General features: G+C 64.1%; 15 protein-coding genes and 2 tRNA genes. 11 read left to right on the forward strand and 6 right to left on the reverse strand.

The window, feature by feature from the left end; all coding sequences use genetic code 11:
* Positions 1–4: 4 nt before the first annotated feature.
* Positions 5–298 (reverse strand): JAB domain-containing protein, encoded by a 294-nt coding sequence (locus MRBLMC3_RS01165; RefSeq protein ID WP_363735228.1) that lies wholly within the window; start codon positions 296–298, stop codon positions 5–7.
* A 157-nt stretch (positions 299–455) separates the two neighbouring features.
* Between MRBLMC3_RS01165 and thyA the strand changes: the two genes are divergently transcribed.
* The 4 genes from thyA (at position 456) to MRBLMC3_RS01185 (ending at position 5,157) form a co-directional block, all read left to right on the forward strand.
* On the forward strand, positions 456–1,391 hold the full coding sequence (gene thyA / locus MRBLMC3_RS01170; protein ID WP_363735227.1) for a thymidylate synthase: 936 nt from the start codon (positions 456–458) through the stop codon (positions 1,389–1,391).
* 107 nt (positions 1,392–1,498) lie between these two features.
* Positions 1,499–2,794: a 3-methyl-2-oxobutanoate dehydrogenase (2-methylpropanoyl-transferring) subunit alpha gene (locus tag MRBLMC3_RS01175; RefSeq protein WP_363735226.1), complete on the forward strand. Its 1,296-nt coding sequence runs from the start codon at positions 1,499–1,501 to the stop codon at positions 2,792–2,794.
* A gap of 50 nt (positions 2,795–2,844) precedes the next feature.
* On the forward strand, positions 2,845–3,849 hold the full coding sequence (locus tag MRBLMC3_RS01180) for an alpha-ketoacid dehydrogenase subunit beta (RefSeq protein WP_363826582.1): 1,005 nt from the start codon (positions 2,845–2,847) through the stop codon (positions 3,847–3,849).
* 9 nt (positions 3,850–3,858) lie between these two features.
* Complete coding sequence (locus tag MRBLMC3_RS01185) at positions 3,859–5,157, forward strand: dihydrolipoamide acetyltransferase family protein (protein WP_363825268.1); 1,299 nt, start codon at positions 3,859–3,861, stop codon at positions 5,155–5,157.
* Between the two features lie 95 nt (positions 5,158–5,252).
* Here MRBLMC3_RS01185 and MRBLMC3_RS01190 read toward each other — a convergent pair whose 3' ends face one another.
* A complete protein-coding gene (locus MRBLMC3_RS01190; protein WP_363825271.1) occupies positions 5,253–5,720 on the reverse strand; it encodes a hypothetical protein in 468 nt (155 codons plus the stop codon).
* A gap of 276 nt (positions 5,721–5,996) precedes the next feature.
* Here MRBLMC3_RS01190 and MRBLMC3_RS01195 point away from each other — a divergent pair, with 276 nt between their 5' ends.
* The 5 genes from MRBLMC3_RS01195 to MRBLMC3_RS01215 all read left to right on the forward strand — a co-directional run bounded on the left by MRBLMC3_RS01195 (position 5,997) and on the right by MRBLMC3_RS01215 (position 8,341).
* Positions 5,997–7,151: an AI-2E family transporter gene (locus MRBLMC3_RS01195; protein ID WP_363735223.1), complete on the forward strand. Its 1,155-nt coding sequence runs from the start codon at positions 5,997–5,999 to the stop codon at positions 7,149–7,151.
* 41 nt (positions 7,152–7,192) lie between these two features.
* Positions 7,193–7,269 (forward strand) — tRNA-Asp (locus MRBLMC3_RS01200).
* A gap of 81 nt (positions 7,270–7,350) precedes the next feature.
* Positions 7,351–7,427 (forward strand) — tRNA-Asp (locus MRBLMC3_RS01205).
* 288 nt (positions 7,428–7,715) lie between these two features.
* Entirely contained in the window at positions 7,716–7,940 is a 225-nt protein-coding gene (locus MRBLMC3_RS01210) for a hypothetical protein (RefSeq protein ID WP_363825274.1), read from the forward strand.
* Positions 7,941–8,089: 149 nt separating this feature from the next.
* Positions 8,090–8,341 carry a hypothetical protein gene (locus MRBLMC3_RS01215; protein WP_363825277.1) on the forward strand — a complete coding sequence of 84 codons (252 nt, stop codon included), beginning with the start codon at positions 8,090–8,092 and terminating at the stop codon, positions 8,339–8,341.
* 50 nt (positions 8,342–8,391) lie between these two features.
* On the opposite strand, the gene MRBLMC3_RS01220 is transcribed toward MRBLMC3_RS01215, so the two are convergent.
* The 4 genes from MRBLMC3_RS01220 to MRBLMC3_RS01235 form a co-directional block, all read right to left on the reverse strand.
* Complete coding sequence (locus MRBLMC3_RS01220; RefSeq protein ID WP_363735221.1) at positions 8,392–8,634, reverse strand: DUF2842 domain-containing protein; 243 nt, start codon at positions 8,632–8,634, stop codon at positions 8,392–8,394.
* Positions 8,631–9,209 (reverse strand): 5-formyltetrahydrofolate cyclo-ligase, encoded by a 579-nt coding sequence (locus tag MRBLMC3_RS01225; protein ID WP_363825280.1) that lies wholly within the window; start codon positions 9,207–9,209, stop codon positions 8,631–8,633. Before MRBLMC3_RS01225 ends, MRBLMC3_RS01220 begins: the two co-directional genes overlap by 4 nt.
* Before the next feature lie 199 nt (positions 9,210–9,408).
* Entirely contained in the window at positions 9,409–9,744 is a 336-nt protein-coding gene (locus MRBLMC3_RS01230; protein ID WP_363735218.1) for a cell division protein ZapA, read from the reverse strand.
* Positions 9,737–9,943: a hypothetical protein gene (locus MRBLMC3_RS01235; protein ID WP_363825283.1), complete on the reverse strand. Its 207-nt coding sequence runs from the start codon at positions 9,941–9,943 to the stop codon at positions 9,737–9,739. The genes MRBLMC3_RS01230 and MRBLMC3_RS01235 overlap by 8 nt, the downstream gene beginning before the upstream one ends.
* 173 nt (positions 9,944–10,116) lie before the next feature.
* Here MRBLMC3_RS01235 and tkt point away from each other — a divergent pair, with 173 nt between their 5' ends.
* Both tkt and gap read left to right on the forward strand, forming a co-directional pair.
* Positions 10,117–12,084, forward strand: a complete 1,968-nt coding sequence (tkt, locus tag MRBLMC3_RS01240; protein ID WP_363825286.1) for a transketolase — start codon at positions 10,117–10,119, stop codon at positions 12,082–12,084.
* Between the two features lie 28 nt (positions 12,085–12,112).
* Positions 12,113–13,123 carry a type I glyceraldehyde-3-phosphate dehydrogenase gene (gene gap, locus MRBLMC3_RS01245; RefSeq protein ID WP_363735212.1) on the forward strand — a complete coding sequence of 337 codons (1,011 nt, stop codon included), beginning with the start codon at positions 12,113–12,115 and terminating at the stop codon, positions 13,121–13,123.
* Positions 13,124–13,185: the final 62 nt, after the last annotated feature.

Below are 13,185 nucleotides of genomic sequence, written 5' to 3' on the forward strand. Positions count from 1 at the left end.
CATGCTATAAAAGCCCGGCCTGGCGGAAGCTGAACCGGCCTTTCCCGGTGCGGATGACATGGTCAGCCAATGCGATCTCGATCGGTCGCAGGCGCTTCGACAAGGTCCGGGTCAGCCGGATGTCGGTCCAGCAGGGAAGGGGGCTGCCGGGCCGCTGCTGCTCGATCGCCAGCCAATGGCTGTCCCACCGCAGCAGCGCATCCACTGTCCTTTGCCAGTCTAGGTCTACGGGCAGCCGATGGAGTGCACGCCATTCGTCATCCAGGACGAGCAGGTTGAGGGAAGCAGGTTCGCGCATGGCGCGCAGAATGGGCCTGCGCCACGCGGCCGGTAGGGGAAGGCTGGTCCCTTTTCGAGTGAAGCGCGGGCAATCTCATCCGTTTCGCAGCATTTGGCGTCGGCTGGTCGCTTCGTTACAGGGGGACAGTATCCGCCAGAATCATGAAAGTGTCCGCATGGCATCCTCCGCACCCCATTATGAACAGCAATATCTGGACCTGATGCGGCAGATCTGGCTGCATGGAGATGAGCGGATCGATCGGACGGGCGTGGGCACGCGATCCATATTGGGCGCGACGATGCGCTTCTCGCTGGCTGACGAGGCCGTGCCGCTGCTGACGACCAAGCGGGTTTATTGGAAGGTCGCGGCGCGGGAAATGCTGTGGTTCCTGACCGGCGACACCAACATACGCGAACTGGTGCGGCAGGGCGTGCATATCTGGACGGACTGGCCGCTGGACAGCTACCGCAGGGCGACGGGGGAGGAGATAGACCGCGACGCGTTCGAGGCCCGTATTATCGAGGACGATGCCTTCGCGGCCCGCTGGGGCGATCTGGGGCCGGTCTATGGCGCGCAATGGGTGAACTGGCCGCGCTATGAAGAGGCCGGGGACGGGCTCTACCGCCGGGCTGCGCAGGGGCATAACCAGATCGCCGACCTGGTCGAGGCGATTCGGACCAGTCCCGGTTCGCGGCGCCTGCTGTTCACGGGCTGGAATGTGGCGGAGGTTTCGCGCATGGCGCTGCCGCCCTGCCACATGACCTATCAGTTCCAGGTTGCCGACGGGCGCCTGAACGGGCTGCTGTTCCAGCGGAGCTGCGATCTCGGGCTGGGCTTTGCCTTCAACATCTTCGGCTTGTCGATGATCACCCGGATGCTCGCGCAGCAATGCGATCTGGAGGCGGGCGAGGTGGTCTGGCAGGGTGGCGACGTGCACCTCTACCTCAACCATGCCGATCTGGTGGAGGAACAGATCGGACGAAATCCGTCGGGCCATCCCCGGCTGCGGATCAACCGGCGGCCTTCAAGCATTTTCGACTATCGGATCGAGGATTTCGAGGTCCTTGATTACGCGCCGCAAAGGCATATCGCCGCGCCCGTCGCTGTTTAGCGCAGAGCGGAAACGCGACGGAATGGGTCAGTAAGGCTTGCCTTTACCGGCGTTGTAATATAATAATTGCAGTCAGCAATAATATTGCAATGCACAAAGGAGGCAGGATGAGCGACCGGATCGATTCGGACGCGGCGAGGGCTGGGGCGGGACGCAATCTGCCGCCGCTGCGGCTGCATGTGCCGGAGCCGAAGTTCAGGCCGGGCGACACCGCCGATTTCAGCGATTTTGATATCCCGCTCGCTGGCGCGCAGGCGCGACCGGATGAAACGACCCAGCCCGGCGAGATGCGCGACCTGGCCTATGGGCTGGTCAGGGTGCTGGATGAAGATGGCGCCGCCGTCGGCCCCTGGGACCCGAAACTGCCGCCTGAGACGCTGCTCAGGATGCTGCGGGCCATGGCGCTGACGCGGGCGTTCGACGCGCGCATGTTCCGGGCGCAGCGGCAGGGCAAGACCAGCTTCTACATGAAGTCGACCGGCGAGGAGGCAGTGTCGATCGGCGCGGCGGCGGCTCTGGCGAGCGACGACATGTGCTTCCCCAGCTATCGCCAGCAGGGGATATTGATCGCGCGGGGCTGGCCGATCATCGACATGATGAACCAGATCTATTCGAACAAGGGCGACCGGCTGAAGGGCCGCCAGCTTCCGATCATGTATTCAGCGCGGGACGCCGCGTTCTTCTCCATCTCCGGCAATCTCACCACGCAATATCCGCAGGCGGTCGGCTGGGCCATGGCCAGCGCGGCGCGGGGCGATACGCGGATCGCGGCAACCTGGTGCGGGGAAGGATCGACGGCGGAGGGCGACTTCCATTCGGCCTGCACCTTCGCCAGCGTCTATCGGGCGCCGGTCATCATGAATGTCGTGAACAACCAGTGGGCGATCAGCAGCTTTTCCGGTTTTGCAGGGGCAGAGGCGACGACCTTCGCGGCGCGGGCCATCGGCTATGGCATTGCGGGCCTCAGGGTCGACGGCAACGACGCGCTGGCGGTCTATGCCGCGACGCGCTGGGCCGCCGACAGGGCGCGGGCCAATGCGGGGCCGACCCTGATCGAACATTTCACCTATCGGGTCGAAGGGCACAGCACGTCGGACGATCCCAGCGCCTATCGCTCCGCTGACGAGGCAAGCCATTGGCCGCTGGGCGATCCCATCGCGCGCCTGAAAAAGCATTGCATCGCGCTCGGCATCTGGGACGAGGATCGGCACGCTGCGATGGACAGGGAACTGGCCGAAATGGTCCGCGACGCTGCGCGGGAGGCGGAGAAGAACGGCATTCTGGGTCATGGTCTCCACCATCCGATGGAATCGATGTTCGAGGATGTGTTCGAGGAGATGCCCTGGCACCTGCGCGAGCAGCAGCAGAAAATGCTCGACGAATGGAAGGCAGCCGGCCTGTGAGCGACATGATGAGCGAAGCTGTGACGGAAGCCCGTGGCGATACCGTGCAGATGAACATGATCCAGGCGATCAACAGCGCGCTGGACGTGATGATGGAGCGCGATCCCGATGTGGTCGTGATGGGCGAGGATGTCGGCTATTTCGGCGGCGTCTTCCGCGCGACGGCGGGGCTGCAGCAGAAATATGGCAAGAACCGGGTTTTTGATACGCCGATCACCGAATGCGGCATCATCGGCGTTGCGGTGGGCATGGGCGCCTATGGCCTGAGGCCGGTGCCGGAAATCCAGTTTGCCGACTATATCTATCCTGCGCTCGACCAGCTTGTGTCCGAAGCGGCTCGGCTGCGCTACCGCTCTGCCGGGGAGTTCATCTCGCCCATGACGGTACGCTCGCCCTTTGGCGGCGGCATTTTCGGGGGGCAGACGCACAGCCAGTCGCCTGAAGGTATCTTCACCCATGTGTCGGGCGTGAAGACTGTGATTCCATCGACCCCCTATGACGCCAAGGGCCTGTTGATCGCGTCCATAGAGGATAATGATCCCACGATTTTCTTCGAACCCAAGCGCATCTATAACGGGCCGTTCGACGGACATTACGACACCCCGGCCAGAAGCTGGTCCGGGCATGCGCAGGCGCAGGTTCCCACGGGCTATTACCGTATTCCGCTGGGCGAGGCGCGGGTGGCCCGCTCGGGCGAGGCGCTGACGGTGCTTTGCTATGGCACGATGGTCCATGTGGTCGAGAACGTCGTTGCGGAAATGGGCGTCGACGCGGAAATCCTCGACCTGCGCACGCTGGTGCCGCTGGATATCGGCGCAATCGAGCGGTCGGTGCGCAAGACCGGGCGCTGCATGATCGTGCATGAGGCGACCCGGACGAGCGGTTTCGGCGCGGAACTCTCCGCGCTGGTGCAGGAGCGGTGCTTCTACCATCTCGAAGCGCCGATCGAGCGCGTGACCGGATTCGACACGCCTTATCCGCACAGTCTGGAATGGGCCTATTTCCCTGGCCCGGTGCGCATTCGCGAGGCCATCAACAAGATTTTGAAGGATTGAGGGGCTGTCATGGCGCTTTATACGTTCAGGTTGCCGGACATCGGCGAAGGCATCGCAGAGGCGGAGATTGTCGGCTGGCATGTGAAGGTCGGCGACCGGATCGAGGAAGACCAGCCGATCGCCGACATGATGACCGACAAGGCGACGGTGGAAATGGAATCGCCGGTTGCCGGTACGGTGGTCCGGCTGGCCGGCGAGCCGGGGCAGCAGATCGCCATCGGATCGATGCTGGTGGAGATCGAGACGGAAGGAGAGGGCGACGCGCCTGTTCCTCGTGCCGAGGTGGCTCCGGCCCCAGCCGCCATGACGTCCCTTGCGAAACCGGCGGGGAAGGGTAACGGGCAGAGCGAGCCTGCTCCGATCGTCGCAGAAGGAAAGCCTGCCGCACCGGTTCCCTCGGCCACTCCTTCGGTCGCCCCCTCGCGGGACGAACGGGTGACGGCGAAGGCCGATGTGCTGGCTTCCCCCGCCGTTCGCGCGCGCGCCAGGGAACTCGGCGTCGATCTGTCGCAGGTGAAGCCGAGCGGCGATCATATCCGCCATTCCGATCTCGACGCTTTCCTCCTTTACGGATCGGGGCAGGGCTATCGCCCGGCCGGGCGCGGGGCAAGGCGGGCGGATGAGGAGGTGAAGGTCATCGGCCTGCGCCGCCGCATCGCGGAGAACATGGCCGCTTCGAAACGCGCCATCCCGCATTTCTCCTATGTGGAGGAGATCGACGTCACGGCGCTGGAGGCAACCCGCGAGCAGCTGAATGCCCATCGCGGCGACAAGCCGAAGCTCACCCTGCTGCCGCTCCTGATCGTCGCGATCTGCCGCGCGCTGCCCGAATTTCCGATGCTGAATGCCCGCTATGACGATGAAGTGGGGGTGGTGACGCGCTACGGCGCCGTGCACATGGGAATCGCGACCCAGACCGACGCCGGGCTGATGGTGCCGGTGATCCGCGATGCGCAGGACCGCAATGTCTGGCAGCTCGCGGCGGAGATCAAGCGGCTGGCTGACACGGCGCGCGCCGGCAAGGCGAAGCCGGAGGAACTGTCCGGCTCGACCCTGACGCTGACCTCGCTGGGGCCGCTAGGCGGAGTGGCCACCACGCCGGTCATCAACCGGCCGGAAGTGGCGATCATCGGTCCAAACCGCATCATCGAGCGGCCGGTCTTCCGCGGCAGGGAAGTGGTCCCCGCCAAGCTCATGAATCTGTCGATCAGTTGCGACCATCGGGTGGTCGACGGCTGGGATGCGGCGAGCTTTGTCCAGGCAGTGCGGAAATTGCTGGAGACGCCGGTCCTGCTGTTTGCGGATTGATATGTCGGGAGGGGCGGTTCCAAGCCGTTTCTCCTCCCGTTCAGAAAAAGGCGACCGCGCCGGATCTGCCGATCCTGTCCCGGTCGCCATATCGCTCAGCGAACGGTAGCGCGATAGCTCAGCCGGCCGCTCTCCCCCGGTGAGATTTCGTCCGGCACGGTCCACCGGACATGGGTGATGTCGGCGGGCACGGCCCGGCGGTTGCCGCCAAGGGGCGTCGGCAGCCAAAGGTCGGCAATGCGGCCCCAATGGGCGCCGCCATCCACAGACACCTGCATGGCCGGATCGCTGAGGTCGAGCTGCGTCCCGCGAGGCACGGCGTTGGTGACGGCCAGGCCGCGCACCGGACGGCTGCCCTCATTGCGCCAGTTGACGACGAAGATAAGCTGGTCGCCCGATCCCGCCCGATCGGCGCTTTCCAGCACCCGGCGGGCGCGACCGTTGATGTCGGTGCTGACCCGTTCCACGAACATCTGCCGGTCCAGCCGGACGTCCTGCCGCGCTGACGCCGCCTCCGGCACTGCCACGCAGGCCAGGGCGATGAACAAAGCCCCCGATTTCATCACAGTCCCCCATGCTGTTGCGTGGCCGAATGTGGCAGCAGGTGCCGAAGATTTGGTTAAAACCTTGTTTCCCTTGCTATCCGTCCGTTTCGCTGATGTAAATCGCCCGGTCGGGGGAGCGCTGCGCTGAATCAGGCGCAGGTCGCGTGCTCCAGATTTCATTGCCGCCTCTTTTCAAGCCGAAAACCGGTTCCCGCTTTCCCGCACGATGCTCGAAATTGACGGATCGGAACTGCCGGTGCAGAAACGGGGCGGCGGGCAAGGACATTTTCAGGCGTGACACCCCAGGAGCAGCAGGAGATCAACCGGCGGCGGGACCGATTGCTGGCGTCGATAGCGTTGACGACCGGCATCGGGCTGATCCTCGCGCTGCCCTTTGCCCTGCGGGAAGGGGCGGAATTTTTTCTGCCGCTGACGGCCGCATTGGTGATCGCCATTGCGCTGGTGCCGTTCCTAGAGTGGATGGAGCGGCGAGGCGTGCCATCCACGCTGGCGGCGCTGACGGCATTGATCGCCTTCCTGGTGGTGGCGAATACGGCCCTGGTGCTGATCGTCGTGCCGGCGGCCGACTGGTTCCGGTTGCTGCCAGAGCGTCTGCCCCAGATTCAGAACAATCTCGCGCCCCTGATCGATTTCTATTCGCAGCTCCAGCGCTTCGTGGACGAGACGGTGCAGATGCTGGCGACCGGCCCGGTGGCAGCGGCGCAGACGGCCGCGGTGGACGCGCCCCGATCGCTGCTTCAGTTCGCGGCCACCTCCGCCCCGGCGGCCATCATCCAGATGGTGTTCGCGCTGCTCATCATCTATTTCTTCCTTGCGGGCTGGACGCGGCTGCGGCGTCGGACGATCAACAGCCGGGGCAGTTTCGACGGCGCCATGGCGGTCGCGCGGGTGATCCAGAATGTGGTCGACGCGACATCCGCCTATGTCCTCACCATCGCGACGATCAACCTGTGCCTCGGCCTGGCGGTCGCGCTGGCGCTATGGCTGATCGGCATGCCTTCGCCGCTGATGTGGGGCGGCATCGTCGCGCTGCTGAACTTCGTCCCTTATTTCGGGCCGATGCTGGCGGCGGCGCTGCTGGCGCTCGGCGGGCTCATGGTGTTCGACGATGTGTGGAAGGCGCTGCTGCCGGCGGCCTTGCAGGTCGGATTCCATCTGGTGGAGGCCAATGTCATAACGCCAACGATATTGGGCCGGCGGCTGACCATGAATCCCCTGCTGATTCTGGTGTCGCTGACCTTTTGGGGATGGGTGTGGGGAACGCCGGGCGCCTTGCTGGGCGTGCCGTTGCTGATCATCATCCAGACCGTCGTGTCGGCCGCCGGAACCCCGGATATCGCCGGTTTCCTGTTCGAGCGCGGGACGCTGACGGTCGACCCGCGCAAAGAAAATGACGAAAGCCGCGAAACTGATGTTGCAGGCAGTTGACAGGGGGAACGGGGCCGCATAGATGCCCGCCCACACCGAACGCGGGTGTAGCTCAGTTGGTTAGAGCGCCGGCCTGTCACGCCGGAGGTCGCGGGTTCGAGCCCCGTCACTCGCGCCACTCTCTTCAGGAGGGTCGGAAGGTTTTCCAGATCAGCATCGTCTGGTGGCCCGCATGGGTCACGCCAAGATGCCGCCCTGCGCGGGTGTAGCTCAGTTGGTTAGAGCGCCGGCCTGTCACGCCGGAGGTCGCGGGTTCGAGCCCCGTCACTCGCGCCATTCTTCAAGATCAAAATGATATGCTGTTGGACGAGGCCTTCGCCTTTCGTTCATCAACAATGGCTGATTTCCGACGTTTTTCGTCGAAGTTCACAGTGTATGCGCGCGCGTGCCTGGGCGCGCGTATGCGTTGCGTATCGGACATTTCAAAGAGGCTGGGAGGATAGGCCGGTCGGGGTGAAATAGGACAGGCTGAATTTCGGGCTGTTGGAAAAATAGGAAGTTTTTCGAGGATGTTGTGGCCGATGGGTCACGCATCATTCCCGGCGGCCGTCAGGGACGGTGGGGATGACAGACGGTCTGGAAGCGACCAACTGCGATCGTTCAATCCAGCCTAAGCGTCCGCCGAAAGTTGCCGTTGGCTTGATTGAAAATTCAGCTTACCTGTCACTGCATGCGGCGATTTCTAAAGGCGCTCACGTCGAGATATTTCTTCATCACCATCTTTGCCCCTATATTGTGGGTGGTGATTGCATTGCAGATAGGCGACGCCTTAGAGCTTATCACTCCTGACTATCGGCAGATCATTTTTTGGCTGTCGGTTGCCTATGGCATCTCGGTCCTGCTTGCCCTGCGTTACGACGACCCGGATAATCCCTAATGGCGGCACCAGCGCAATCCCGACCATTTGCAGTCGTCCCACAAACCCATATGATTGCCCGATGACGGTCATTCGCACCTACCTGCTAGAGACACTTCAGCGCGTCGCCGATGGTGGCGACATTGAGCAAGATGAACTCGACGCCGCCGTGCCGAATCCGCTGGCCCTCGACCCGCTGGAAAAGGATGCTTGGGAGCAATTGAGCCACTGGGCAGACGACGCAGACATTCGGCAAAAAGACCCGAATTATGCGACGTTCAAGCGTGACTGGATGCGAGATCGCATAGCGGCATTAAAAGCGGACGACAGCTAACTGCTGTCAGCGTGTCGGAACCCGCCGTTCTGCTTTCCACCCAAAATTGCCTAAAAACCGCGCCAGCGTCCGGTCTCCATCCAGGCTAGCAGGCGCTTGAGCGGCAATATCCATATCCAGACCAGCCCAAGAAAGACGTAAACCGGCACCTGCACCACCATCGGCAGCCGCCCGATCGGGCCTGACAGGCTGCCCACCAGCACGGCCCAGAGCGCGATCAGGCCCAGGATCATGAACATGCCCGCCGGCTTGCGCCAGCTTGGCTTGTAGGCGGGCCGTGGGTCCGGGTTCATTCCTCATATCCTTCGATCAGTTCGACTTCGGTCAGGATCAGGTGGAGCGGCAAGTCCCATGGATCGGCGGGGAGGGCGTCATGTTCCTGCACCGACCAGCCCAGCCCCACCCTCAAGGCATCGGGATAGCGGGCGAACACCCGGTCATAATAGCCGCCGCCCTGGCCCAGCCGGTTCATCGCCCGGTCAAATCCCACCAGGGGCGCGATGATGACGTCGGGCGTCGCCGGATCGCCCACGGGTTCGGGATGGCTGGTGCCGAACAGGCCCGGGAAAAGCTGATCCTCCGGGTTCCAGTGCACGAAATCCATGCTGCCCAGCCGATCCAGCACGCGCGGCAGTGCCAGCGTCTTGCCCATGGCCTGCAAGGGCGCGGCCAGCCTCTGCGCGGGCGCCTCATCGTCCAGTCCCATATAGAGAGCCACGGTCCTGGCCTGCGCCAGCCGCTGTGCCAGGGGCGAAGGAACCACCTTGAAGGCCAGCCGGTGCGCCAGCGGATCGAGCGAAGCCACAAAGGCGCGCCGCCTCTGCCGGGCGATGGCACGCAGGGTCGCCTTGTCGGTATCGTCGCTCATCGGTGGCCTTGAACCGGGGGAGGAAGGGTGACGGGACCGCCTCGGCCGTGTGCTGGAAAATCCTCTGACGCCTCAACGTCAGGTGGGAACCATGTAGATCGGGCCAGAGCCCGCCCAGGGACAGCCCCCGTGGATGTGATTATCGCCTCAGGGATGTTCGCTAAAGCTCGATACCGCGCAGTACCCGTCGCTTCCCTATTTAGGCTCGGGACGCGGCGGCGACAAGCCTCTCGCGCAGCTTTTCTATGCGCGTGGTGAGGGATTCGACTGCACGGACGGCGGGCTCGTCCTCCGGCTCCAGCGCCAGGGTCTGTTGCCGCCCTATCGCTTCGCGCTTCAACTCGTTGAGTTCATCGGCCAGGAACAGTGCGGCGAACAGCAGCGTGCGCACTTCGGTCAGGCCCGGCGTGTTCTGCTGCGCCAGCCGCGCCTTGCGCTCGATCAGATTGGCGAGATGCGCCAGGTGCGCTTCCTCCCCGTCACGGCAGCGCAGGTCATAGACGCGCCCGGCGATGTGCAACGTGGTTTCAGCCACTTGCCTGCTCCTTCACATCCTGTCCCTTCAACTCGGTGATGAGGCCATCCAGCGACCGCAGCGCCGCGCGGGCGGCCGCAGCGTCGATGCCGGAGGCGGGGTCGGGTGCGGCCAAAACAAGGCCCTCCACATCCTGTTCGAGCCGGTCGATCGCGCCTTCCAGGGCCCGGATCGCCTGCATCATTCGGTCACTTGCCATGCCCTACGCATAGACAAAGTTTTCACCGCGCAAAAGCCGTCATTCGGCGGCTTGGCGCAGCCTGGGGGCCACCCGTGGTTGACGCCTTGTCCCGGAGGCGACAAAGGGGGCGCAATTTCGATTCGCTGGCCTTAACAGGGGGCCATAGACAAGCCAGGAAAGACGCCGCTTCCATGACTGTTTCCGACAAGTCCCTCGCCAACGCCATCCGGGCGCTTTCCATGGACGCGGTGCAGGCCGCGAACAGCGGCCATCCGGGCATGCCGATGGGCATGGCCGATGTCGCCACCGTGCTGTTCAAGGATTATCTGAAGTTCGATCCCAAGGCGCCCAAATGGGCCGACCGCGACCGTTTCGTGCTGTCGGCGGGCCATGGATCGATGCTGATCTACTCGCTGCTGCACCTGACCGGCTATGCGCGTCCGACCATCGAGGATATCGCGAATTTCCGTCAATTGGGCAGCCCCTGCGCCGGCCATCCGGAGAATTTCGAGCTGGCTGGGGTGGAAGCGACCACCGGGCCGCTGGGTTCCGGCCTCGCCACCGCGGTCGGCATGGCGATCGCCGAACGGCATCTCAATGCCCAGTTCGGCGACGATCTGGTCGACCACCGCACCTGGGTGCTGGCCGGCGACGGCTGCCTGATGGAGGGCATCAACCATGAGGCCATCGGTCTTGCGGGGCACCTGAACCTCGGCCGGCTGATCGTGCTGTGGGATGACAACAAGATCACCATCGACGGGGCGGTCGATCTGTCGAGCAGCGAGGATGTCCGCGCCCGCTATGCCGCGACCGGCTGGCATGTCGTGTCCTGCGACGGTCATGACGTGGCCGATGTGCGCCGCGCCATCGACGAAGCGCTGGCCGATCCGCGTCCCTCGCTGATCGCCTGCGCCACCAAGATCGGCTATGGCGCTCCCAACAAGGCGGGCACTTCGGGCGTCCACGGCTCTGCCCTGGGTGAAGCCGAAGTGGCTGCCGCCCGCGAGTTCCTCGGCTGGTCGGCCGAACCTTTCGTGATCCCCGAAGACATTGCCGCCGCCTGGAACGCCATCGGCGCCAGGGGCGGCGACGCCCATGCGGCCTGGGCCGATCGCCTTGGCTCCAGCGCGCAGAAGGCCGAGTTCGAGCGCCGCATGGCGGGCGAACTGCCCGCAGGCTTCTCGCTCGACGCCTATATCGACACGTTGATCGCCAATCCGCAGAAGGTGGCCACTCGCAAGGCAAGCGAACTGACGCTGGGCGCGATCAACGACCTTCTGCCTGAAACGCTGGGCGGCTCGGCGGACCTCACCGGCTCCAACAATACCAAGACCAAATCGACCGGGCCGCTGACCAGGGACGATTATGCCGGCCGTTACGTCTATTACGGCATTCGCGAGTTCGGCATGGCCTGCGCGATGAACGGCATGGCGCTGCATGGCGGCGTCATTCCTTATGGCGGCACCTTCCTGGTCTTTTCCGACTATATGCGCGGAGGCATTCGCCTCGCGGCGCTTCAGCAGATCCGCGCCATCCATGTGCTGACCCATGACTCCATCGGCCTGGGTGAGGACGGTCCCACCCACCAGCCGATCGAGCATGTCATGTCGCTGCGCATGATCCCGAACCTGGACGTCTATCGCCCGGCGGACATCGTCGAGACGGCAGAGTGCTGGGAACTGGCGCTGAAGGATGCAGACGGCCCGTCGGTTCTGGCGCTGACCCGCCAGAACCTGCCGCAGCTTCGCACCGAAAAGGCGGGCGAAAATCTCTCCGCCAGGGGCGCCTATCGCCTGAAGGCGGCGACGGCCGAGCGCAAGGTCGTGCTGGTCGCCACAGGGTCGGAGGTCGAGATCGCCGTCGCCACCGCCGCGCTGCTGGAAGAGCAGGGCATCGGCGCCGATATCGTCTCCATGCCGAGCTGGGCGCATTTCGATGCGCAGCCGCAGGCGTATAAGGATGATCTCCTTCCGCACCATGTCCTTCGCGCCTCAATTGAGGCAGGGACCACTTTCGGATGGGAGCGTTATGTCGGCATCGCCGGCCTGCGTTTCGGCATTGATACGTTCGGCGCTTCGGCTCCGGCGGAGGTACTCTACGATCATTTCGGCCTGACCGCCGCCAAGATCGCGCCGCAGATCGTGGCCGCGCTCGACTGAAATTCAAACCAACCGGGAGACAAGTGCAGTGGCAACGAAGGTAGCAATCAACGGTTTCGGCCGCATCGGCCGTCTGGTGGCCCGGGCGATCCTTTCGCGCACCGACCATGATCTGGAACTGGTGAGCATCAACGACCTGGGCGACGCCAAGTCGAACGCCCTGCTGTTCAAGCGCGACTCCGTGCACGGCAACTGGGCCGGCGAGGTGAGCGTCGACGGCGATGCCCTGATCATCAACGGCAAGCGTATCGCCGTGACCGCCGAACGCGACCCGGCCAAGCTGCCCCATGCCGCGCAGGGCGTGGACATCGCGCTGGAATGCACCGGCATTTTCGCGGACAAGGAAAAGGCCAGCGCGCATCTGACCGCGGGCGCCAAGCGCGTCGTCATCTCCGCACCCGCCACGGGTGTCGACAAGACCGTGGTCTTCGGCGTCAATCACGAGACGCTGAGCGCCGCCGACGTCGTCATCTCGAACGCGAGCTGCACCACCAACTGCCTCGCGCCGCTGGCGAAGGTCCTGCATGATGCCATCGGCATCGAAAAGGGCTTCATGACCACGATCCACAGCTACACCAACGACCAGAACACGCTGGACCAGCTTCACAAGGACATGCGCCGCGCCCGTGCTGCTGCCCTGTCGATGATCCCGACCACCACCGGCGCCGCGCGCGCCGTGGGAGAGGTGATGCCGGAACTGAAGGGCAAGCTGGATGGTTCGTCGGTGCGCGTGCCGACCCCGAACGTCTCGGTCGTGGACCTGAAGTTCATCGCCAGGCGCGCCACCACCGTCCAGGAAGTCAACGAACTGCTGAAGGCCGCCTCGGAAGCCGGCCCGCTGAAGGGCATTCTGGGCTATTCGGAAGAGCCGCTGGTGTCGATCGACTATAATGGCGACCCGCGCAGCTCCACCGTCGACAGCCTGGAAACGGCGGTGATCGACGGCACGCTGGTCCGCGTGCTCAGCTGGTACGACAATGAATGGGGCTTCTCGAACCGCATGATCGACACCACCGGCGTCGTGGCGAAGTTCCTCTAAAACGACACGAACCCCGCCGGACCGCTCCGGCGGGGTTTTTCAACATCATCCTTATTTCGCAG

It is taken from the genome of Sphingobium sp. LMC3-1-1.1 (assembly GCF_040676285.1).
In the GTDB taxonomy this organism is placed as follows: domain Bacteria; phylum Pseudomonadota; class Alphaproteobacteria; order Sphingomonadales; family Sphingomonadaceae; genus Sphingobium.